Here is a 24,131-nt window from a genome sequence, read left to right as displayed (position 1 = left end):
CTGATTCCTTTTACAAGTGAAAAATTAGTTATTTTCAACTTTTTCATCGTATTTTGGTCTTAGTGTTGTACCTGAGTTAACAATGGTACGTTTTTGAACAAGAGGAAGGTCTGTGCGATTGTAAACTGTACGCCATGGTTCCCAAACAAGACCTGTTTTTTCTTGAATTTTTACGCGTATATTACGTACATTTCCTTTAAATTGAAGTTCAGTTTGGAAGCCAGCTGTTCTGTTCTTACCATTATCTTCCCATTGACGTGAGCGAATACTTTCAATTCCATCCTTATCATAAGTTACTTCATCCCAATAAACATAGTAACGAGCAATATAAGCTCCCTTATGTTGTAAATTAAGATAACCATTTTTGTATGAAGTCACTTTAGTTTCAATGTAGTCTGTATTGCTTTGAATTGTGGCTACTTGATTATCTTTCAAGAATGCAGTCTTATAAGAAATTGGAACAGCAGGATTTTGTGTACTAAATGTAGCTCCTTCTTGAATCAACTTTTTCAAATCTTCTACATTACCTGTCACAACATGTGCAGCACCATCAGCATTTCCACCTACGATTGAAACTGTTACAGTTGTATTCTTCAAGACACGTGCCCATTCAGATTCTGGTTTAATAGGCACACCTTTGATTACAGCATTGATTGCTGCTTTCAACTCGGTACTCTTGCTTGTTGTTTCAAACTTAACATACATTTGACGTCCGTATGACACGCTTGATACATATACAGGAGGTGTTTTTTCATCAATTCCACGTGCTTTCAATTGATCAACCGTTACTCCTGGAGCAAATACATCTGATGGATTTTTTGGAGCATCAAAGTTAGCAGTATAGTAAATTTGTTTAAAATCAACAACTTCAACTTGTTTTTCACCCTTGTTCACAGCCTCAAAGTCAATTTTCAAATTAACACCGACTTTTTCAAAATCACTTCCGAATTTTGCTTTCAATTGATTCATGCTATAAGCAGAAGTGGAAGCGTACTGCATACGTGCTGGAGCAGGATTTTTCGCAGCATATTTTTCATACCAACGGTTTAACAAGGTATTCACACCTTCCTGCGTACCACTTGCAGTTGGATTAGCATCTACATAGCTATCTCCGCCCACCATTCCTGGTAAATCAACACTAATTCTTCCTTTGCTACGATCTAAGCTAATTTGTTGTGGTTTATTTTCTAGGAGATCTTGATTTGCTTTAAATAAAGCACCTAAGAAGATATCTCCGTTACCATTTAAGGCAACATCAGCAGAACCATTAGAAAGGTTTTTCTTCACTTTTTCCACAACCACAAACTCATTTCCTTGTTGTTTTGTGCTTGTATTAGTGTAATTTTCTAATGCTTCGCCTTTTCTAGTTAAAATATTTAATTTATCATAATTTAAACCAAATAAATAGTTATTTAGTTCTGCAGTAAAGTCTGTTTTTGCTTTGCTTTCAGATTTAGTATTAGTCGCTGCTTTTTCTTTTGCAGAACGATATACTTCTACCTCTGCTAAACTAAGTGGTGTTTTTGAATTATTTAGCTCCACTTTAACATATCGTGCATTAACTCCAGTGAATTGAACGTCAATTGTTGGTTGATTGTTTAAGCTATCGATGTGTTGACGAGTTACCTCATTTCCATCTTTATCCAACAAAATAACATCAAAATTAGATAAACGATTTGCTACATTCCCATCTCCACGATTGTAAATACGAACAGTTCCTACTGATTCTTCTTTCTCTAAATCAACTTTCCACCAAGAATGATCTTGAAAATCTGTATGGGTAACCGAGTGATGTCCGTAGTCATTATCGCGATTACCATCAACCGCTCTAGCAGCGTCTCCTCCATAAGCAGTCGAACTCTGACTTGCAGATTTATGAGCAGCAATATTTTCACCAGCAATTGTAGTAACACTTGGCTCTGTTGCTTTTACTGCATTCGTTTGAAAAATGAGCCCAGAAGCTAGCAAAAATGTTGCAATAGCAACAGCACATACTCCAACACTACGTTTACGAATAGAATAACGAAATCCTTTTTCTTGTTTGTTTTGAGGCATACAAAACTCCTTTTATATTTGAACAAACTATTTCTTGAACGCGCTTTCTTGAAACAATAAAAGTATAACATAAAAATAACATAAGCGCAATCGTTTTCTTAAAAAATTATTATTTTTTATTAACCTAGCTTGAATAACTGAACATATATTAACATTTCTATATTCAAATATCAAGTGGTCTATACCACTAAAAATAAGAAAACGACCAGTCCTAAGTCCCTATCAGTTGGGAATCAGCACTGTTCGTTTTTGTATATATAGTCAAATTCAACTCTTGATTCTATAGCTTAACAAATTTCTCGACGAAAACCTTTTCATTGTTTTCCATCATTTTTTGGATTCGAATTCTGTATAAACTTCCTGAAGATAAGCGTCAAAAACTTCTTCATCTGAAATCGTGTCAGAAATGAAGCTTCCATTGCTAGTGCGTTCTGACAAGTTCAAGTCTTGCAATCGGCTTTCATAGATTGTTCCTTTGTTGGATTGAACAAGCAGAGTTTGGTAGTTCTCTTCCACTTCTGTACTAAAGAGGTCACCAACGAAGCCTTGTTCTGCAACTGCTCCTGCTAAGAAGACACGATGCGGTTTATTTTTCAACTCACGCAAGACTTGTAGTCCTCGTTTAGCACGGCTGGTTGCTGGAATTTCCTCTGTTGAAACACGTTTCAAGCTTCCACGTTGTGTCAAAAGATAGAAAGAAGACGTATTGCAGATAAAGGCGGATTGGAGGACATCATCTTCTTTCAAGTTCATAGCTTTGACACCTGCTGCCTTAGCACCGACAACCGGAACCTCTTCGATATTGAAACGTAGGGCATAACCATTTTGGCTAATCAAGAGAACATCATCTAGTTTAATCGGAGCCACTGCTACAATCTGGTCTGTCTCGTCTTTGAGCTTAGCATACTTGACAGACTTAGACTTGTAGGTCCGCCATGGAGTGAATTCTTTGCGTTCTACACGCTTGATTTGACCGAGACGAGTCGCTGCAAAGTAGGTTGTCGCATCATCAAACTGATCCACTACTTCCACATAAATGACTTCTTCGTTAGTTTCAAAATTTGTAATGGTCTGGCTCAGATGCTCTCCGATGTCCTTCCAACGAATATCTGCTAATTCATGGATTGGTCTGTAGATGACATTTCCAAGACTTGTGAACATCAAGAGGTGCTGGGTTGTCTTGGCAGATTGAACAAAAATCAAACGGTCGTCATCACGTTTGCCAATTTCTTCCAGAGTGGAAGCTGCGAAGGAACGTGGGCTGGTACGCTTGATGTAACCTGCCTTGGTCACGCTGACGTAGGTATCTTCCTCAGCGATCAGACTAGCTGTATCAATCTCGATTGCTTTCGCAGTATCTTCTAAAGAACTCAAACGCGGAGTTGCAAATTTCTTCTTGACCTCACGAAGCTCTTTCTTCATAAGATTGTACATGGTCCGTTCATCCCCGATAATAGCCGCCAGCATAGCAATCTTCTCACGTAGTTCTGCTTCTTCTTCTTGCAAGACAACCACATCGGTATTGGTCAAACGGTACAGTTGCAAGGTTACGATAGCCTCAGCCTGCTCCTCTGTAAAATCATAGCTAACTTTGAGGTTTTCCTTGGCGTCCGCCTTATTCTCAGAAGCACGGATAAGAGCAATGACTTCATCCAAAATCGAAATCACTCGAATCAAACCTTCTACGATATGGAGACGTTTCTCTGCCTTTTCCTTGTCAAAGCGGGAACGCGCCAAAATCACTTCGCGACGGTGGGCGATATAGCTAGACAGGATTGGAACAATCCCAACCTGACGAGGCGTGAAATTGTCAATCGCCACCATGTTAAAATTGTAGTTGATTTGCAGGTCTGTGTACTTAAATAGATAATTGAGAACAAGCTCCGTATTAGCGTCTTTTTTAAGCTCAATAGCGATTCGAAGACCGTCACGGTCAGACTCATCACGAACCTCAGCAATTCCAGCCACCTTATTATTGACACGAACATCATCAATCTTTTTGACTAGATTGGCCTTGTTGATTTCATAAGGAATCTCAGTAATGACGATTTGTTCCTTACCACCTTTTAGCTTTTCAATCTCAGTCTTGGAACGAACAACCACGCGCCCTTTTCCAGTTTCGTAGGCTTTCTTAATTTCATCACGCCCCTGGATAATCCCTCCTGTCGGGAAGTCTGGTCCAGGCAAGAATTCCATGAGTTTATCCACCTTGGCAGTTGGATGATCAATCATATAAACCGTCGCATCAATAACCTCAGCTAAATTATGAGGTGGAATATCTGTGGCATAACCAGCCGAAATACCAGTAGAACCATTAACCAAGAGGTTTGGAAAGGCTGCTGGTAAGACTGTCGGTTCTTTCTCGGTATCGTCAAAGTTCCAAGCAAAAGGAACTGTCTTTTTCTCGATATCCTGAAGAAGATAGCCTGCAATCTCAGACAAACGCGCCTCGGTATAACGCATAGCCGCAGGTGGATCTCCGTCCATTGAGCCGTTGTTACCGTGCATTTCGACCAAAATCTCACGGTTTTTCCAGTCCTGTGACATACGAACCATAGCATCATAGATAGAAAAATCCCCGTGTGGGTGGAAATTCCCCATGATGTTCCCAACAGACTTGGCCGACTTACGGTAGCTCTTGTCAAAGGTATTGCCATCCTTATTCATAGAATAAAGAATACGACGCTGAACCGGCTTCAAGCCATCACGAATATCTGGCAAGGCCCGGTCTTGAATAATGTATTTGGAGTAGCGACCAAAGCGCTCTCCCATGATGTCCTCAAGGGACATGTTTTGAATGTTAGACATAGGATACTAAGCCCGTAAAATGCAAAGTGAAAATAGGAAATTCTTACAGTGAGCGATGCTCACAAGAGAATTTATCTTTTTCACCCAGCATTTAGGGCGTGTTCAACTCCTTTCAAAGAATGTAGAGTGTGTGTAATGATAAAAAGATGTAGAAAGGATTAGTCCCGTGTTCAGTTACGATAAGTAACCAAACTATCCTTTCTGTAGTTTAAAGTGTTTAAAATTTGTTGCTTCAGTTAATAAGGAATTTCACACAGCATTTAGGTCGTATTCCACTTCTTTCGAAGAATGGAAAGTAACTATTATGGAATAAGAAAAAAATATAAAGTAAGTGAGTTTCATCCAATTCCTGTATCGTCATTTCCACTTAAAATGTCTACTCCACAAATCCTCGTTTATACTTGATATGGCTGGCGATATTGCTATCTACATCTTTCTTATCCCAAAGTTGGAGTTCCCATGGGTAGTAAAAATTACTTTTATTTTTAAAATAGATATGAATACCGACATAGCCATCTTTATCACGTAAATACCAGTTTTTTAGTCCGTAATTCTCTTGCCAATCATCTAATTTCTCCATGACTTGAGCTATCTCTTTGGAACTTAAAATCATACGAGCACCAAAAATATCATTAAGAATGGAATTCACAGGATAACCCTCTTGACGCTCAGAAAAACGTGTAATTTTATCTAAAATAGACTCAGAAGTTTTGACACGATAAACATAGGCAATATCTTGGACATCTGCTTTCATCAGATAGTCATTAATTGACTCATGTAAGTTCAGACGGTAGGCCAAAATCGCTTTCGTCGGAACTTTAGAAAAGGTATGCTTGAGATTGATTTTCTCCACCTTACCTGTTTCAAAATAATCTTTAGAATATTCTCGATGAATACGATTAATCTCTGTAATGAGGCGTTCCACTTTTTCAATCATGAGTCTTCTCCTCTCGCTTTTTCATTTTTCTAGTCATTCCCAAACTTCTTCACTCTTTCCTCAGCATACTGAATCATCTTCTCAGCCACTTCCTTATCGTAGTCAAAGCCCATCTTGTGAGCAAGAGAGTGAGCTTCTTGGTGGAAAAGTTGCATCGTAGCCAATAAAGACTGGCTGAGTTTCTCTATACTTGAAAAATCAAGCAGATTTGAGAATTCCTTTTCTTTCTCAGTGGGTAAATAGTTAAAAAGATACTTATAATTCTTGCCTATGTCAACTACTCCCCTATTACTTGCAACCTGCCAAGCCAAAATTTTCAAGAATTCTTGTTGACAAATGCCGTAGAGATGGTCAGTCGCGTAGATGACTTGCTTACGACAGATTCCTTTGGCCACGTAGGCTGACACCCACCAAAATTCATTGCAGGATTTTACAAAATTCGTTTCAGTAGCTGGGCTTGTCCAGTAACGCTCTAGATTTTGAGAATAGGGTTCAAATAAATGTTCTGGATCTTCTAAAACAGTGAATCCGGCCTCACTATCCACCCACTCTTTGATGTGCTCTTTTGGGCAAATAGCCAAATCGATACGGTTGCCATCTTTAAAGAGCATGAGATAAAGACGACGATGGTCAAGAACAACCTCTTGCTCTATAATTCGTTTTCCGAAATAGTCCAACCAAGAAAGGTCACTCATCAGATTATCAAAATCATCCACGACATAGACCACATCGTAGTCTTGAAATTCATCTTTTGGAGCATTTTGGTTTGTCCGTGAACCAGACATAGCGACAGCTTTGACTTGTAAAGTTTTGGCAGTCTGTAAAATCAGATCTAGCATTTCTGTTTCAGCTCTCATGTTGATACCCATTCATTAAAAAGTGACTTAAAACACTGTCGCTTCTTCCAGCGTAAACCTGACATTATCTTCAATCCACTTACGGCGTGGTTCGACCTTATCTCCCATGAGAACATTGACACGACGTTCGGCGCGAGCTAGATCTTCAATAGTAACACGTATGAGAGTACGCGTTTCTGGGTTCATAGTTGTTTCCCAGAGTTGATCCGCATTCATCTCACCAAGTCCCTTGTAGCGTTGAAGGGTCGCTCCTTTACCGAAGTGCTTGCGGAGTTCTTCTAGCTCTCCATCTGTCCATGCATAGGCCACTTCTTCTTTCTTGCCTTTACCTTTGGACATCTTGTAAAGAGGCGGAAGAGCGATATAAACATGTCCTGCCTCAACGAGCGGACGCATGTAGCGGTAGAAAAATGTCAAGAGTAAAGTCTGAATGTGGGCACCGTCTGTATCCGCATCGGTCATAATAATGATCTTGTCATAGTTGGCATCTTCAAGGGAGAAATCTGCTCCGACACCCGCACCGATGGTATAAATCATGGTGTTAATTTCTTCATTTTTGAGGATATCCGCCATCTTGGCCTTAGCTGTATTGATAACCTTACCACGAAGAGGTAGAATAGCCTGGAACTTGCGGTCACGGCCTTGTTTGGCAGAACCACCGGCAGAATCTCCCTCGACTAGATAGAGTTCATTCTTAGCTGGATTCTTAGACTGGGCTGGGGTTAATTTCCCAGACAACAAGCCCTTGTCTTTTTTATTTTTCTTCCCATTTCGGCTCTCATCACGCGCCTTACGTGCCGCTTCACGAGCGTCACGGGCCTTGATAGCCTTGCGGATGAGGTTAGAAGCCAATTCCCCATTTTCCATAAGGAAGAAGGTCAACTTATCCGCCACAATGCCATCCACAACTGGGCGAGCTAATGGACTTCCTAGTTTGTCCTTGGTCTGTCCTTCAAACTGGAGGTGTTCTTCAGGAACCAAGATAGAAAGAACGGCCGCTAGTCCCTCACGATAGTCTGAACCTTCAAGGTTTTTATCTTTTTCCTTGAGAAGCCCCGTCTTACGCGCATAGTCATTCATGACCTTAGTGATAGCAGACTTGAGTCCTGTCTCATGCGTTCCGCCGTCCTTGGTACGAACGTTATTGACAAAGGACAAAATATTATCTGAAAATCCATCATTGTACTGGAGGGCAACTTCTACTTGGAAACCATTATCTTCCCCCTCAAAGTAGAGAACTGGCGTCAAGGTCTCCTTGTCTTCGTTCAGATAAGAAACAAAGTCTTGTACCCCATTTTCATAGTGAAACTCAACAGACTCATCTGTGCGTTTATCCGTTAGAGACAAGGTCACATTTTTTAAAAGAAAGGCTGACTCATTAAGGCGCTCTGAGATGGTATTATACTTGAAATCTGTCGTAGAAAAGATAGTCGCATCAGGCATAAAAGTAACCTTGGTACCTGTCTTAGACTTGGGTGCTGTACCAATTTTCTTCAAGGTCGTAACAGGTTTTCCACCATTTTCAAAACGTTGCTTGTAGATTGCCCCATCACGGGTGATTTCAACCTCCAGCCAACTTGAAAGAGCGTTAACAACGGAAGAACCAACCCCGTGGAGACCACCAGATGTCTTGTAGCCCCCTTGACCGAATTTCCCTCCGGCGTGAAGAATGGTGAAGATAACCTCAACCGTTGGAATCCCCATAGCGTGCATTCCAGTCGGCATCCCACGACCATGGTCCTGGACAGTCAAACTCCCGTCTTTATTGATGGTAACATCAATACGGTCACCAAATCCAGACAAGGCTTCATCGACTGCATTGTCGACGATTTCCCAGACGAGGTGATGGAGACCTGCCCCATCAGTCGATCCGATATACATCCCCGGACGTTTACGGACGGCATCCAACCCTTCTAGTACCTGAATGGCATCATCATTATAATTGTTAATATTGATTTCCTTTTTTGACACAAGGAACCTCCTATTCGTTCATCTTTACTATTCTACAGGTTTTCCAAGGATTTTGCAAAATTTTTCTTTCTCCGGTGTGACAATTTCAGAAGAGATTCTCTGCCTTTCTTCTCCATTTCATGATATAATAGGAGTATGATTACAATAGTTTTATTAATCCTAGCCTATTTGCTGGGTTCGATTCCGTCTGGTCTCTGGATTGGACAAGTATTCTTTCAAATCAATCTACGCGAGCACGGTTCTGGTAACACTGGAACGACCAATACCTTCCGCATTTTAGGTAAGAAAGCTGGTATGGCGACCTTTGTCATTGACTTTTTCAAAGGAACACTAGCAACGCTTCTGCCTATTATCTTTCATCTGCAAGGCGTCTCGCCTCTTATCTTTGGACTTTTGGCTGTTATTGGCCATACCTTCCCTATCTTTGCAGGATTTAAGGGTGGTAAGGCTGTCGCAACCAGTGCTGGAGTGATTTTCGGATTTGCGCCTGTCTTCTGTCTCTACCTTGCTGTTGTCTTCTTTGGAACCCTCTATCTAGGCAGTATGATTTCACTTTCCAGTGTCACAGCATCTATCGCAGCTGTCATCGGAGTTCTACTCTTTCCACTTTTGGGTTTTATTCTGAGTAACTATGACCCTCTCTTCATCGCCATTATCCTAGCTCTTGCTAGTTTGATTATCATTCGTCATAAGGATAATATCACACGTATCAAAAATAAAACTGAAAATCTTGTCCCTTGGGGATTAAACTTAACCCATCAAAATCCTAAAAAATAAAACGCCAGTTTAAACAGAACTGACGTTTTTTTGTATGCTTATTTAGATTTGATATAGTTGATACCATCTGCTTTTGGTGCGACTGCTTTTCCAAAGAAGGCAGCCAAGACAAGAATGGTCAAAACATAAGGTGCGATTTGAAGGTAAACCGCAGGCACTCCTTGTAGGAAAGGCAATTGAGAACCGATAACTGCCAAACTTTGTGAAAGCCCAAAGAAAAGACTAGATAGCATGGCTCCGATTGGATTCCATTTCCCGAAAATCATTGCAGCAAGGGCAATAAATCCAGGTCCAACAATAGTTGTCACTGAGAAGTTAACTGAGATGGATTGAGCATAAATCGCTCCACCAATTCCACCTAGGAAACCTGAAATGATAACTCCTAAATATCTCATCTTGTAGACGTTGATTCCCAAGGTATCCGCTGCTTGTGGGTGTTCACCTACAGAACGGAGACGAAGACCAAAGCGGGTCTTGAAGAGGATAAACCAAGCAAGGAATGAGAAGGCAATCGCGATATAACCTAGCAGACTGGTTGATTTGAAGAAAATATCACCAATCACTGGGATATTTGCCAAGACTGGGAAGTCAAAGCGTCCAAAAGTCTGGCTTAAGTTATCTGTTTGTCCTTTATTATAAAGAACTTTCACCAAGAAAACAGCCAAGGCAGGGGCCATCAAGTTCAATACCGTACCGCTGACAACATGGTCTGCACGGAAATGAACTGTTGCCGCTGCGTGGATGATAGAAAAGATTCCCCCTACCAATCCTGCTACAAGCAAAGATAGCCATGGAGTTGCTGCTCCAAATTGTTCTGCAAATTCAAGGTTAAAGACGACTCCAGAAAAGGCACCCATAACCATAATTCCTTCAAGACCGACGTTTACCACACCACCACGTTCAGAGAAAACACCACCGATACTTGTAAAGATGAGGGGTGCTGAGTAGATCAGCATAGAAGACACCAAGAGGGTGAGCAAGGTTGTAATAGACATCTTTACTTACCTCCTTTAACTTGTTTTTTCGGTTTGACAAAGCGTTCGATAAGGTAATGAACACTGACAAAGAAGATAATAGACGCTGTTACAATGCTGACAAGCTCAGACGGTACCTGCGCCGCATTCATACCAGGGGCTCCAACTTGGAGAACGCCAAATAGGAATGCTGCAAAGAGAATACCAATTGGTGAGTTGGCCGCAAGCAGACTAACCGCCATTCCGTTAAATCCGACGGCTAATGATGCCCCTTGAACATAGACATTCTGGAAGGTTCCAAGTCCTTCAACAGCTCCACCAAGACCTGCCAAGGCACCTGAAATAATCATTGAGAGGATAATTGTTCGTTTGGCAGAAATACCAGCGTATTCTGAAGCATGAGGATTAAGACCAACAGCACGGATTTCAAAACCAAGGGTTGTTTTCTTGAGCATGAACCAAATGACTGCAACGGCAATGATGGCAAAGAAAATACCAATATTCATCCGCGAATTACCAGTCAACTCAGACAACCAAGGTGTCTGGTAGGTTGCATTAGCCCCAACACGAATAGTCGAATCTGTACTTTGCATGAAGTCTTTAGGAAAGGCATGGATAAAGGCATTCCCTACATACAAGACGATGTAGTTCATCATAATGGTTACGATAACCTCTGACGTCCCTAGATAGGCCCTCAGAATACCTGGAATCGCTCCGACAATCCCACCAGCAATCAAGGCAATCACGATGGTTGCTAGAATCATCAAGGGACGTGGCATCTCTGGATGCGACAAGGCAAACCAACCACTGAGAATCCAACCTGCCAAAGCCTGACCAGGAAGCCCGACGTTAAAGAAACCTGCACGACTGGCAACGGCAAAACCAAGACCAATCAAGACCAAAGGTCCCATAGCACGGAAGATTTCTCCAATTCCACGCAGACTGCCAAAGGCTGTATAGAACAATTCTTCGTAGCCCCAAATAGCATCATAGCCGAAAATCCACATGACAATGGCTCCGAGTAAAATTCCTAGGAAGACAGAAATCAAGGGAACCGAAATTTGTTGTAATTTTTTAGACATCACTCTTCTCCTTTCCCAAGTTTCCACCAGCCATCAAGACACCAAGTTCTTGTTTATTGGTTGTTTCTGGTGATACAATACCTTGAATCTTACCATCGTGGATAACGGCAATACGGTCTGAGACGTTTAAAATCTCATCTAATTCAAAGCTGACAACAAGGACAGCCTTGCCATTATCACGCTCTTCAATCAAGCGTTTGTGGATATATTCAATGGCACCGACATCCAACCCACGAGTTGGCTGGCTGACGATAAGGAGATCAGGATCACGATCAATTTCACGAGCAATAATTGCTTTTTGTTGATTTCCTCCTGAGAGTGCAGCTGCAGGAACAAATTCGCTGGCAGCACGAACATCAAACTCTTCCATTAGCTTTTTAGCATAAGAAGTAATATTTGAATAGTTCAAAATTCCATTTTTACTATGTGGTTCTTTGTAGTAGGTTTGAAGGGCAATATTTTCAGAAATCATCATTTCCAAAATCAAGCCATCACGGTGACGGTCTTCTGGAACGTGCCCCACGCTTAGTTCTGTAATTTGTCTTGGGTGTAAGCCTACAATTGAATTTCCTTTTAGCTCAATGCTACCAGATTCAACCTTGCGAAGACCTGTGATTGCTTGAATCAGTTCAGACTGACCATTTCCATCAATCCCTGCAATACCAACAATCTCTCCAGCACGAACATCCAAGGACAGATTCTTAACAGCTGGGACACCGCGGTTTTCATTGACCACCAAATCTTTGATTGACAAGACCACTTCTTTCGGTTGAGAGGCTTGCTTCTCTGTCTTAAAGGAAACAGAACGTCCCACCATCATTTCAGCCAAATCGGCATTGGTTGCTCCTGCAATTTCTACAGTTTCAATTGATTTCCCACGACGGATAACTGTAACGCGGTCAGAAACTGCGCGAATCTCGTCTAACTTGTGGGTGATCAAGATAATTGATTTTCCTTCTTTGACAAGATTTTTCATAATAGCCATCAACTCATCAATTTCTGATGGAGTCAAAACAGCCGTTGGTTCGTCAAAGATAAGGATATCAGCCCCCCGATAAAGGGTTTTTAAAATTTCTACACGTTGTTGGGCTCCAACTGAGATATCTGCTACCTTGGCAGAAGGGTCAACAGCTAAGCCATAACGTTCAGAAAGAGCCTTGATTTCTTTGCTAGCTCCAGCGATATCTAGCACACCATTTTTAGTCAATTCACTACCTAAAATGATGTTTTCAGCCACTGTGAAGGCTTCTACCAACATAAAGTGCTGGTGAACCATTCCGATTCCCAAGCTAGCTGCTTTAGATGGTGAGTCAAGGTTGACAACTTGATCGTTGACCACAATTTCACCACTGGTTGGTTCAAGAAGCCCTGCTAACATGTTCATGAGCGTGGACTTTCCAGCCCCATTTTCTCCTAAAAGTGCATGAATTTCACCTTTTCGTAGGTGCAGGTTGATTTTGTCGTTGGCAACAAATTCACCAAACACCTTGGTAATATCACGCATCTCAATGACATTTTCGTGTGCCATGTGCTCTTCCTTTCAGAGTCTTATTTTATTTCAATAAAACTTGCTAGTTTCTCTAGTAGCAAGCTTTACTGAGACAAAATGGCTTTGTCTCAACTCTTAAAAAGCGGCCGAGGGCCGCTTCCTAAGAAATGACTTCCATCCATTATTTTGCAGGAACTTTTACGCTTCCATCAAGGATTTTAGCTTTAGCATCTTCAACGGCTTTTTTACCTTCTTCAGAAAGGTTAGTTGTTACCAAGTCAACCCCTTTATCTTTCAATGAGTAAACGATCACTTGACCGCCAGGGAATTCACCTTTTTCTGCCTTGTTAGAAATATCTTTTACAGTTGTACCAACTTGTTTCAAAGTAGATACAAGAACAAAGTTTGATTCTTTACCATCTTTAGAAGTGTATTTACCTTCTGCTTCTTGGTCACGGTCAACACCGATAACCCAAACTTTTTCATTTTCAGGACGGCTTTCGTTGAGTGATTTTGCTTCTGCAAAGACACCTGCACCTGTACCACCAGCTACTTGGTAAACAACGTCTGCACCAGCTGCGTATTGTGCTGCTGCAATTGTTTTACCTTTGGCATTATCACCAAATGAACCAGCATAGTCAACTTGTACTTTGATAGATGAATCTACTGAGGCAACACCTGCCTTGAAACCAGCTTCAAAACGAGAGATAACTTCTGACTCAATGCCACCTACAAAACCAACTTGTTTTGTCTTAGTTGTTTTAGCTGCTGCAACACCTGCAAGGTAAGCAGATTCATTATCAGCAAATGTTACGCTCGCAACATTCTTTTGTTCTTTAATCACATCATCAATCAAGACATAGTTCAAATCAGTGTGCTCTGCTGCTGCATCTTTAACTGCATTGTGAAGGGCAAAACCAACACCGAAGATTAGGTTGTAGCTTCCAGCCGCTTGTTGCAAGTTGTTAGCATAGTCAGCTTCACTTGTTGATTGGAAGTAAGTGAAACCTTTATCTTTTGAAAGATTATGTTCTTTACCCCAGTCTTGCAAACCTTCCCAAGCTGATTGGTTGAATGATTTATCATCAACACCACCAGTATCAGTGACGATTGCTGCTTTTGTCTTCACATCAGAAGATGAAGCTGCGTTACGAGAAGAGCGGTTACCACATGCAGCAAGTCCAACTGCTGCCACTGCAACTAGACCAAGGCCTAGCCATTGTTTCTTGTTCATTACTGAACCTCCTAAATAAGATGTGCAACGATGTTGCAAGTATGGATTGGTTGGCCACAAGGACCGTGCCACTCAGAGAGCGACTCAGACTAGTTTAAGTCTGTAAAAGAGTATGGAAGTAATTCCCCGACCGTCATCTCGACCGTCGATTTATCTTTTGCGACTAAGGTCACTTTTAGATCTTGTTCAAAAAATTCGACCATTACTTGGCGACAAGCACCACATGGTGAAATCGGTTTTTCAGTTTGACCATAGACAATCAATTCGGAAAAATCTCTTTGGCCTTCGGAAACTGCTTTAAAAATCGCTGTACGCTCTCCACAGTTGGTCAAAGAATAGCTAGCATTTTCGATATTCACTCCCGTGTAAACACTTCCGTCTTTGGCTACTAAAACTGCTCCGATAGGAAAGTGAGAATAGGGGACATAGGCATGTTTGCTGGTTTCAATTGCCAGTTCAATCAACTCAGTAGTCGCCATCAGCCAATTCTCCTTTTAAAATGGCTACCCCAGCTGATGTTCCAATACGGGTCGCCCCTGCTTCCACAAATGCAAGAGCATCTGCATAAGAACGAGCTCCACCAGCGGCCTTGACCCCCATTTCAGGACCAACTGTTTCACGCATTAATCTAACATCTGCTATCGTAGCACCACCAGTTGAAAAGCCAGTTGAAGTTTTTACGAAGTCAGCCCCCGCTTTTTGGGCCAATTGGCAAGCCAAAACTTTTTCTTGGTCAGTCAGAAGGCATGCTTCAATAATGACTTTCACTAACTTGTCACCACTTGCTTCTACAACCGCACGGATGTCCGATTCAACCAAATCAAGATTACCTGTTTTGAGAGCCCCAACATTGATCACCATATCAATCTCGTCTGCACCATTTTGAATAGCTTCTTTGGTTTCAAAAGCTTTCACAGCTGAAGTTGTTGCTCCCAAGGGGAAACCTACTACTGTGCAGACCTTGACATCTGTGCCTTCAAGCCCTTTTTTGGCATGTTCAACCCAGGTCGGATTAACGCAAACACTGGCAAAATCATACTCCCTAGCCTCAGACAACAAACAATCAATTTGATTTTCTGTTGCATCTTGTTTTAAAAGCGTATGATCGATATATTTATTTAATTTCATATACGGATTCTCCTGTCGTTTATGAGATAATTTCTATAATTTCTCGTAAACTTTGCACCCTATCATTTATTTTAACATATTTTTGAAAATCTGTAACTAGCTGAGGAGAATTTTTTCCATTTGTGTATACTTTTGCAACAATTTCTCCCTTTTGAACGGAATCTCCAACTTTCTTTTCAAAAACAATTCCAGTTTCATAGTCCAAATCATCAGTCTTGACTGCACGACCAGCACCCAGTCTCATGGCATAGAGCCCAAAGTCCATAGCTGGGAGAGCTGAAATGACACCTGTTTCCTGAGCAGGGATTTCCACCACATGGGACACATTGACTGGGCGATAGAGATCTTCCAAGTCTCCACCTTGAGCTTGCACCATCTTCTCAAACTTAGCAAGCGCTTGTCCATTTTCAAGATGTTGGCGAACTTCTTCAACTGTCTTGTTTACATTTGCCAGACCAAGCATAATTTGAGCCAATTCACAGATAAAGTGGGTAATATCCTGACGACCTTGTCCTTGTAAAATCTCCAGTGCTTCAAGGATTTCCAGACGATTTCCAATCGCTCGTCCCAAGGGCTGGCTCATATCCGTAATCACTGCTACCGTCTTCCGACCAACAGCCTTACCAAGATCTACCATGGTTTGAGCCAGTTCTCGCGCCTCATCAACCGTCTTCATGAAAGCACCCTCTCCGACAGTCACGTCTAGCAAAATAGCATCCGCTCCTGCCGCGATTTTCTTGCTCATCACCGAACTCGCAATCAAAGGAATCGTGTCGACAGTTGCGGTCACATCACGGAGAGCGTAGAGAAGCTTATCTGCTTTAACCAGCTGATCTGATTGCCCAATGACAGACACTCCAATGTCCTGCACCTGACGAATGAAATCTTCTTGACTGCGCTCGACTTGATAGCCCTTAATGGACTCCAATTTATCAATTGTTCCACCAGTATGACCGAGACCACGACCACTCATTTTGGCTACAGGCACACCAAAGCTAGCAACAAGAGGAGCTAAAATCAAGGTCACCTTATCACCGACACCACCCGTAGAATGCTTGTCAACCTTAACCCCATCAATAGCTGATAAATCAAACTCTTGCCCAGTCTTAACCATTTTCATGGTCAAATCAGATATTTCTCGAGTCGTCATTCCTTTAAAATAAACAGCCATAGCAAAGGCAGACATCTGATAATCAGGAACAGTTCCTGATACATAGCCTTCTATCAGCCATTCAATTTCACTCGAAGTCAGTTCTTGACCGTCTCGTTTTTTTTGGATTAAATCAACTGCTCTCATTCTTTCACACTTCTAAGGATATAGTATCCCTTATCTTTTTTGACGACTTCACAATTGCCAAACACCTCTTCCATCTTGGACTTGGCACTTGGAGCCCCTTGTTTTTTTTGGATAACGATAGTCAAATCCCCACCAGTTTCCAAGAAATCTTTGCTTTTCTCAATGATTTCATGAACAACTTGCTTGCCCGCACGAATAGGGGGGTTGGAAATGACATGGTCAAATTTTCCTTCAACTTGTTCATAGATATTGGACTGGAAAATCGTCGCTTCTACTTTATTTCGTTCAGCATTTTGTTGCGCCAAATCCAAGGCACGATTATTGATATCGACCATGGTCGCCTGAACTCCAAAAGCCTTAGCCAAGGACAAGCCCAAAGGCCCATAACCACAGCCCACATCAAGGACAGTTTCTCCTTGGTTGACCTCTAGACATTTGAGCAAAAGTTGACTGCCAAAGTCAACCATTTTCTTGCTAAAAACACCCGCATCCGTCAAAAAGGTCATTTTTTCTCCCAACAAGTCCACTCTCAACTCATGAATGTCGTGAGCAGCGTCAGGATTTTCTGCATAATACATTTTACTCATGACACTATTTTACCATAATTTGACTCAAATTGTAAATCGTTTACAAATTGATAATAAAACGAAAAAGACTGAAGAAAGCTAGTGAGTAAAACATTTTCTTCAATCTCTTTCAACACTTATAAATAATAAGCCATTTAGAACTAGAAATATCATAATCAGGATAAAACAACAAATTTATCATCTATAATTAGGCTCATTTTTATGACTATTGCTTAACCTTAAAATACTTTATTATCAACAAAATTCCCAACAAGATGTTTAGATAAAAGCCCAACTGATAAGTTTGTGTCAGGATTTCCAAACTGGTCCAAAGTCGTATCAAATCTTCCAGTGACATGCTGAAGAAATAACCCTCTGTAGCAATCCACAAAATCAAAAATAGATAACTACCAGCAGCAAGCCATTTCGTCCACCGTTTTTTTAGTAAGAAAGCAATCAAGAGCGAACAGATAAAGATAGCTGTTACAATAGCATGTTCCATCAAAAAAGTAAAACCGTAATAGATTTCCACAAAGCGTCTACCATTATCTGCATTCGCCCCTTTTATAAAAGGTAGTGCAAAACTTAAAATAAAACAAAGTTCCAATGTGTAACGTTTTAAGATTTTCATAGTACACCTCCTATAAGTGGTGAACTAAAAAGCCCCCTTTATTAGCTTACAAATCAGTAGAAACTATCTCCTACTTCATCAATAAATTGGTCAACCTCTATTATACGATATTGGCTTACTATCATCAAGAAACCGCTTTATTTTTTTAACTTTTTATGGTATGATAGACAAAATATCTAGGGGAAAACAAATGACCAACGAATTTTTACATTTTGAAAAAATCAGTCGCCAGACTTGGCAATCTTTACATCGAAAGACAACACCTCCGTTAACAGAAGAGGAATTAGAATCCATCAAAAGCTTTAATGACCAGATTAGCTTGCAAGATGTTACCGATGTCTATCTTCCCCTAGCCCATCTCATCCAGATTTACAAGCGTACCAAGGATGATTTGGCCTTTTCAAAAGGAATTTTCCTTCAACGTGAAAGCAAATCCCAGCCTTTTATCATTGGGGTTTCTGGGAGTGTTGCCGTTGGAAAATCCACAACCAGTCGCCTACTGCAAATCCTACTTTCCCGTACGCTTACAGATGCTAGGGTTGAGTTGGTAACGACTGACGGCTTTCTCTACCCCAACCAGACCTTGATTGAACAAGGGATTTTAAATCGCAAGGGATTTCCTGAAAGCTATGATATGGAAGCTCTTCTCAACTTCTTGGACCGTATCAAAAATGGACAAGATGTGGATATTCCTGTCTATTCTCATGAAGTCTACGACATCGTTCCTGGAGCAAAACAACGAGTAAAAGCAGCTGACTTTGTGATTGTCGAGGGGATTAATGTCTTTCAAAATCCACAAAACGAACGTCTCTATATCACTGACTTCTTTGACTTTTCCATCTATGTTGATGCTGCAGTCGATGACATCGAGAGTTGGTATCTGGACCGTTTCTTGAAAATGCTGAGCCTAGCCCAAAATGACCCTAATAGCTACTATTATCGTTTTACACAAATGCCGATTGGGGAAGTGGAGTCCTTTGCCCATCAGGTCTGGACCAGTATCAATCTCACAAATCTACAAAATTATATTGAACCAACCAGAAATCGTGCGGAAGTGATTCTACATAAAAGTAAGAACCATGAAATCGATGAAATTTACTTAAAAAAGTAATTTTCCCTTGTCAAAACGTAAGTTTTCAGATATAATGGTATAGTTAGTAAATATGGAGGTAAGAACATTGGCAAACATTAAATCAGCTATCAAACGCGCTGAATTGAACGTTAAACAAAACGAAAAGAACTCAGCTCAAAAATCAGCTATGCGTACTGCTATCAAAGCTTTCGAAGCAAACCCATCTGAAGAACTTTTCCGTGCTGCTAGCTCAGCTATCGATAAAGCAGAAACTAAAGGTTTGATTCACAAAAACAAAGCAAGCCGCGATAAAGCTCGTCTTTCAGCTAAACTTGCTAAATAAGAAACAGTCCATAGAGGCTGTTTTTTTGTCTCCAAATAGGAAAGGGTAGAAAATGAAAATCGCAATTATCGGATATTCTGGTGCTGGTAAGTCAACGCTAGCAGAAAAGTTGTCTCACTACTACTCCATTCCAAAACTGCACATGGATACACTCCAATTTCAGCCTGGTTGGCAAGACAGTGATCGCGAATGGATGTTAACCGAGATGAAAAACTTTCTCACCAAGCATGAAGCTTGGGTCATCGATGGAAATTATTCTTGGTGTTTCTATAAGGAAAGAATGCAGGAGGCTGACCAAATCATCTTTCTCAATTTTTCGCCATTGACCTGTCTCTTTCGAGCCTTTAAGCGGTATCTCACATACCGAGGCAAGGTCAGAGAAAGTATGGCAGCTGGTTGTCAAGAACAATTTAATTGGGAGTTTATCAGATGGATTCTCTGGGAGGGGCGGGCTAAAACTCAAAAAGAAAATTACCAAAAACTTTGCCAAGAATACTCACATAAAATCACTATTCTTCGAAATCAGAGAGAGTTAGATAAATTTCTGGATAAGAAAAGGAAGTCCTCCAATTCATAAAGAAGGGCTTCCTTTTTGGCTATAATTATTCTGCAATCAAGGTTTCTAATCCAACCTTCATCATATCGGTGAAGGTATTTTGGCGTTCTTCTGCAGTCGTGTCTTCATCTGGATTGACCAAACTATCAGAAATAGTCATGATAGCAAGCGCGTCAACATGGTGTTGGGCAGCAAGATAGTAAAGAGCTGCTGCTTCCATTTCCACAGCCTTGACTCCCCATTTACCAAGCTCAATGTTCTTTTCAAAGTAGTTTGAATAAAAGACATCAGAAGACAAAACATTCCCAACGTGAGTTGTCATACCAAGTTCTTTGGCGATATGGTAGGCCTTGTCCAGCAAATCAAAGCTAGCGATTTGTGGGAAATCGTACTGTGGCCAGTCATTGCGGATGATGTTAGAGTTGGTTGCAGCCGCCTGCGCCAAAACCAATTCACGAACGTGGACATCTTCATTCAATGAACCTGCTGTTCCCACACGGATCAATTTTTTCACACCGTAGTCAACAATCAACTCACGCGCATAAATCGAAATTGAGGGCATTCCCATCCCAGTTCCCATAACAGATACACGGTGACCCTTGTAAGTACCAGTATAACCAAACATGTTACGCACTTCGTTAAAACAAACAGCATCTTCAAGGAAATTCTCCGCAATAAACTTAGCACGAAGAGGATCTCCAGGAAGAAGAATTTTATCAGCAATTTCACCCTGCTGAGCAGCAATATGGATAGACATAATTTATGATACAAAGAGCGAGAAGAAAACGACTGAAAATTAGGAATCTGACGAGAAATCCTGATTTCTCAGTCAGATTATCTATTTTCCAAGTTTTCCGCTCGTGTTCAAATCAAAACACACGCTCTACCTTTCTTTTTTGTATATTTAGGATAACGATAGAGAACAAAGTAAAAATAGGAAACTGACGACGCATCGCAGATGCTAGACAGTTTATCTTTTTTACACAGTTCTCCGCCCGTATTCAGTTCAATGAATACAGTTAACCCATCCTTTCTTTCTTAGTTTTGATAATATTGAGAAGATTAGATCGGATTCAATTCAAACCCGAAGTCCCCTTCTCTTCTAAGTTTTTAGAAAAGTTTTCCGCTCGTGTTCAAATTAGAACACGCGCTCTACCTTTCTGTTTATACTCTTCGAAAATCTCTTCAAACCACGTCAACGTCGCCTTGCCGTATATATGTTACTGACTTCGTCAGTTCTATCTACAACCTAAAAGCAGTGCTTTTAGCAACCTGCGGCTAGCTTCCTAGTTTGCTTTTTGATTTTCATTGAGTATTAATTTTGTTCTTTCACAGAGAGCTACCTGAGTTCCATGCAAACCCAGGTAGTTCTTCTCTTATAGACTAAACCATCTAACTGTCATTGTATCATCAGATTACAAGACATCGTCATCAGAAATCTTAGAATTTAATGTTGTTCCCCAATGGGTAATTTTACGGTGGGGTTGAGCTAAAATTGGTCTGTTTTCATAAATTGTTTGCCATCTATTCCATAGTAGACCTGTCTTTTTCTCAATCTTAATTCGCAGATTTCTCATATTTTCTTTGATTGGGAGGTTGAGGACAAAACCTGCAGTCTGGTTGCGACCGTTTCCTTCCCAAGAACGACTACGAACAACTTGGTTTCCATCTTTGTCTACTGTAACTTCTTCCCAAGTTATAGAGTAGCGAGCAATGTAAGCTCCACTATGTTGAATTGTCAATGTTTTATCTTTCACAGGCGTCTGACTGATTGGTTGAACTGGCTTAGAAACTTGTGTCGCTGTCTCACCATTCGTAGCGATAAAGCGGAAAACTTCTACTTCTGCAAGACTGAGGGCTTGATTGTTCTTACGTAGTTGCACACGAACACGGCGTCCTAATTTCCCATTTAATTGAACATCCAAGCTCGTTCCGTCAAGTTTAGAAACATACTGTCTAGCAACTTCTTTCCCTTTTTCATCATATAAAATCACATCAAAGTCTGACAGACGTTTAGAAAGCTCGCCATCCCCACGGTTATGAAGGCGAACAAGTCCTATCTGTTCTGTACGACCTAAATCAACTTCCCACCAAGGCTGGTTTTCAAATTTTGTATGGGTAATTGATTGCTGGCTATAACTACTATTGGTATTGCCATCCAAGGCACGACTAGCATCTCCTCCAAAATCAGTAGAACTTTGCTTAGCTTGTTTTTTCCAAGCGATATTCTCAGCACGATATACTTGGACTTCTGCAAGACTGAGGGCATTATAGCCTTCTAGCTCAATCCGAACATAGCGCGCTTTTTTATGGTTAATCGCAATTTGTGCCGACACATCTTTAAGAGATGTTATGCGTTTTCTCTCAATTTCTTTACCAAAACTATCTAAAAGAATGACATCAAAGTTTGCCAATCTATCCTGGGCAGTGTCTGTGCGGTTGTAAATATTGATTTGGCGAATGGTTTCTTCTTTAGCCAAATCTACTTGCCACCAAGGCTTGGATTGGAAGTTGGTATGAGTGACAGAATTGTGACCATAGTTACCATCAACTTTGCCATCCACAGCTCTTCTAGCATCTCCTCCGAAAGCTGTCGAACTTTGAGTAACCTGTTTTCCTAAGGCAATATTTTCCATTGGTTCAGCGCTTGGTTGACTAGAAGATTGAGGCAGAACCTGTTTCTTAAAGAATCGCACTTTATCCAATTTCGGATCACGATAACCATGTTTATCCAAGGTAGCTCGTTTACCAATATTAAAGTTAGGAATATCATTCATTCGACTTTCAAAATAGCCACGAGAACGGTGTTTAAAGCGTGAATTACCTGTAAATGTAACAATATCACGATCATTATGAATCAAGGGAGTCACAACATTGTCATTATCAACCACATAATGCTTAATTTTCCCACTAACAGCTAATTTACGGCTTTCCAAACCAACATCCCAGAAACCATTCTTAGCATTCCAAACAGTTCTGGAAGTAATCACTTTAGGAGCACTGAAAGTCGTCACTTTCCGCAATACATGGTTATAAAAATCAGGATATTTTTGGTAAGCTTCCACCGCTGCAATCTGAGCTAGGTAGCCTCCAAGAGAATGACCTGTCATATACAACTTGGTAATACTTGTATCCTTGGCTAATTCCCCAACAACCTTACGGATATCATCCGCTTGAGCTGGTTTATTTCCACCAAATAAAACCAAATCTGCACTTAAATCCTTGGCGTCATTAACTCGCGTTCCACGAATAGCCAACATATGCACCGTTCCATCTTTGAGATAAGGAAGGTCGCTCTTGGTCTCAAATAAGAAAGCATCCAGACCACTATCTGTATGGTAGGCTTTTTTCATTTTCCAGAAAGGAGCCAATTCATTGTGCATGAGTTTGTATTCTTGACGGTCAAGGTAGAGACTCGGGAAAGGATTCTTATGATCTAAAATTTTCTCAATATAATCATCGTCTCGATAGGCTAACTCCATAAAGAGAAGAGAATCACGGTCTGTGACATACCATTCTTTCTTATTGTCATCTTCTCCATCTGCCAAACCATCCCCATCACTGTCTGCTAGCAAGGGATGACTGTTATATCCTAGATAATCCTTACCATCTTTGTTGTACACATAAAGTTCATCTTTGTTTTTGATGCCATCTTGGTCATCATCCCCTTCCAAATCAAGAACTTTTTCACCATAGAGAGATTCATCAATCAAATCATTTTCTAAATGCAATTCCCCTTTGGAAATCTTCACCAAATCTTCTGCTGTTAAAGAACGAGTATTTGTTGGTTTTTCTGTCACAACTTCTTCTTTAGTTTCTTCTACAGGAGCATGAATAGGTGAGTCTTGAGCTGGCTCTGTTATCTCTACTTTTGACTCTTCCCTTTTGTTTTCAAGAACTTCACTTGCTTCTGGAAGCGTTTGAGGAGCTAGTTTTGGCTCCTCTCTAAGAGGAGTTTCTAGTTTTGGAGCAACATTTTCCGGCTCTCTCAATTCCTCCTTAGAATCTAGCACTCTTGTTGCCACTTCAGATGTTACATCTTGCTTTACTTCATTGGCTGAAATTCCAGCTGGAGCTAGAAATGCGAAGCCGACTGCAACAGATACAACTCCGATACTTAATTTTTTTATGCCAAAGCGCATAATTCGTTGACCAATTTTCATTATTCTTTATCTTTCTTTTCGTTTATTTGTAAGCAGACTCAAACTAAATCTCCTTGTCCCCTATCTAGGACAAGACTGAGAAATTCAGAAAGTAAACTCATTCTTATCTTTCCTTATCATCCTAGTCTGCTTGGCTAGGAAGCTAATTCCAGCATCCTAGATTCTTGTCTTTCACAATGCTAACTATCAGA

20 protein-coding genes are annotated in these 24,131 nt (G+C 40.8%); 4 read left to right on the top strand and 16 right to left on the bottom strand.

The features are described 5' to 3' along the window. Window positions 1–24: 24 nt before the first annotated feature. From SMSK564_RS04540 to parE, 5 genes are all read right to left on the bottom strand, one after another. On the bottom strand, window positions 25–2,055 hold the full coding sequence (locus SMSK564_RS04540; protein ID WP_001135925.1) for a thiol-activated cytolysin family protein: 2,031 nt from the start codon (window positions 2,053–2,055) through the stop codon (window positions 25–27). A 327-nt stretch (window positions 2,056–2,382) separates the two neighbouring features. Further along, entirely contained in the window at window positions 2,383–4,863 is a 2,481-nt protein-coding gene (gene parC, locus SMSK564_RS04535; RefSeq protein ID WP_004236145.1) for a DNA topoisomerase IV subunit A, read from the bottom strand. A gap of 376 nt (window positions 4,864–5,239) precedes the next feature. Continuing rightward, the gene (locus SMSK564_RS04530) at window positions 5,240–5,800 is read right to left on the bottom strand and encodes a nucleotidyltransferase family protein (RefSeq protein WP_000570839.1); all 561 of its coding nucleotides are present in this window, start codon (window positions 5,798–5,800) and stop codon (window positions 5,240–5,242) included. Between the two features lie 29 nt (window positions 5,801–5,829). After that, on the bottom strand, window positions 5,830–6,657 hold the full coding sequence (locus tag SMSK564_RS04525; protein WP_025170889.1) for an aminoglycoside 6-adenylyltransferase: 828 nt from the start codon (window positions 6,655–6,657) through the stop codon (window positions 5,830–5,832). A gap of 27 nt (window positions 6,658–6,684) precedes the next feature. After that, window positions 6,685–8,628 (bottom strand): DNA topoisomerase IV subunit B, encoded by a 1,944-nt coding sequence (parE, locus tag SMSK564_RS04520; protein WP_000037264.1) that lies wholly within the window; start codon window positions 8,626–8,628, stop codon window positions 6,685–6,687. Between the two features lie 135 nt (window positions 8,629–8,763). On the opposite strand from parE, the gene plsY reads away from it, so the two are divergent. Beyond that, window positions 8,764–9,405 (top strand): glycerol-3-phosphate 1-O-acyltransferase PlsY, encoded by a 642-nt coding sequence (gene plsY / locus SMSK564_RS04515; protein ID WP_000628797.1) that lies wholly within the window; start codon window positions 8,764–8,766, stop codon window positions 9,403–9,405. A 38-nt stretch (window positions 9,406–9,443) separates the two neighbouring features. On the opposite strand, the gene SMSK564_RS04510 is transcribed toward plsY, so the two are convergent. From SMSK564_RS04510 to SMSK564_RS04470, 9 genes are all read right to left on the bottom strand, one after another. Then, on the bottom strand, window positions 9,444–10,400 hold the full coding sequence (locus tag SMSK564_RS04510) for an ABC transporter permease (protein WP_000029119.1): 957 nt from the start codon (window positions 10,398–10,400) through the stop codon (window positions 9,444–9,446). A 2-nt stretch (window positions 10,401–10,402) separates the two neighbouring features. Then, window positions 10,403–11,461, bottom strand: coding sequence for an ABC transporter permease (locus SMSK564_RS04505; protein ID WP_000038679.1), 1,059 nt, complete (start codon window positions 11,459–11,461; stop codon window positions 10,403–10,405). After that, window positions 11,454–12,989 carry an ABC transporter ATP-binding protein gene (locus SMSK564_RS04500; RefSeq protein WP_000929820.1) on the bottom strand — a complete coding sequence of 512 codons (1,536 nt, stop codon included), beginning with the start codon at window positions 12,987–12,989 and terminating at the stop codon, window positions 11,454–11,456. Before SMSK564_RS04500 ends, SMSK564_RS04505 begins: the two co-directional genes overlap by 8 nt. A gap of 142 nt (window positions 12,990–13,131) precedes the next feature. Beyond that, window positions 13,132–14,184 (bottom strand): BMP family lipoprotein, encoded by a 1,053-nt coding sequence (locus tag SMSK564_RS04495; protein WP_001036138.1) that lies wholly within the window; start codon window positions 14,182–14,184, stop codon window positions 13,132–13,134. 89 nt (window positions 14,185–14,273) lie between these two features. Further along, window positions 14,274–14,663 (bottom strand): cytidine deaminase, encoded by a 390-nt coding sequence (locus tag SMSK564_RS04490; RefSeq protein ID WP_000246094.1) that lies wholly within the window; start codon window positions 14,661–14,663, stop codon window positions 14,274–14,276. Beyond that, a complete protein-coding gene (gene deoC, locus SMSK564_RS04485; RefSeq protein ID WP_000773712.1) occupies window positions 14,650–15,312 on the bottom strand; it encodes a deoxyribose-phosphate aldolase in 663 nt (220 codons plus the stop codon). The genes SMSK564_RS04490 and deoC overlap by 14 nt, the downstream gene beginning before the upstream one ends. Window positions 15,313–15,331: 19 nt before the next feature. Further along, entirely contained in the window at window positions 15,332–16,609 is a 1,278-nt protein-coding gene (locus SMSK564_RS04480) for a pyrimidine-nucleoside phosphorylase (RefSeq protein WP_001202942.1), read from the bottom strand. Further along, window positions 16,606–17,196, bottom strand: coding sequence for a class I SAM-dependent methyltransferase (locus tag SMSK564_RS04475; protein WP_080554088.1), 591 nt, complete (start codon window positions 17,194–17,196; stop codon window positions 16,606–16,608). The genes SMSK564_RS04480 and SMSK564_RS04475 overlap by 4 nt, the downstream gene beginning before the upstream one ends. 205 nt (window positions 17,197–17,401) lie before the next feature. Further along, a complete protein-coding gene (locus tag SMSK564_RS04470) occupies window positions 17,402–17,806 on the bottom strand; it encodes a hypothetical protein (RefSeq protein ID WP_000698106.1) in 405 nt (134 codons plus the stop codon). Between the two features lie 190 nt (window positions 17,807–17,996). Here SMSK564_RS04470 and coaA point away from each other — a divergent pair, with 190 nt between their 5' ends. The 3 genes from coaA to SMSK564_RS04455 all read left to right on the top strand — a co-directional run bounded on the left by coaA (window position 17,997) and on the right by SMSK564_RS04455 (window position 19,798). Then, entirely contained in the window at window positions 17,997–18,917 is a 921-nt protein-coding gene (coaA, locus tag SMSK564_RS04465) for a type I pantothenate kinase (RefSeq protein WP_000180510.1), read from the top strand. Window positions 18,918–18,984: 67 nt separating this feature from the next. Beyond that, window positions 18,985–19,221: a 30S ribosomal protein S20 gene (gene rpsT, locus SMSK564_RS04460; RefSeq protein ID WP_001274000.1), complete on the top strand. Its 237-nt coding sequence runs from the start codon at window positions 18,985–18,987 to the stop codon at window positions 19,219–19,221. A 52-nt stretch (window positions 19,222–19,273) separates the two neighbouring features. Then, window positions 19,274–19,798, top strand: a complete 525-nt coding sequence (locus SMSK564_RS04455; RefSeq protein ID WP_000684195.1) for a DNA topology modulation protein — start codon at window positions 19,274–19,276, stop codon at window positions 19,796–19,798. A gap of 25 nt (window positions 19,799–19,823) precedes the next feature. Here SMSK564_RS04455 and deoD read toward each other — a convergent pair whose 3' ends face one another. Next, window positions 19,824–20,534: a purine-nucleoside phosphorylase gene (deoD, locus tag SMSK564_RS04450; RefSeq protein ID WP_000022091.1), complete on the bottom strand. Its 711-nt coding sequence runs from the start codon at window positions 20,532–20,534 to the stop codon at window positions 19,824–19,826. Window positions 20,535–21,192: 658 nt separating this feature from the next. Beyond that, the gene (locus tag SMSK564_RS13920) at window positions 21,193–23,940 is read right to left on the bottom strand and encodes a galactose-binding domain-containing protein (protein WP_000690148.1); all 2,748 of its coding nucleotides are present in this window, start codon (window positions 23,938–23,940) and stop codon (window positions 21,193–21,195) included. Between the last annotated feature and the right edge of the window lie 191 nt (window positions 23,941–24,131).

Source organism: Streptococcus mitis SK564, from assembly GCF_000148525.1.
Taxonomy (GTDB): Bacteria; Bacillota; Bacilli; order Lactobacillales; family Streptococcaceae; genus Streptococcus; species Streptococcus mitis_H.
This window is presented reverse-complemented; position numbering and strand designations above follow the sequence as displayed.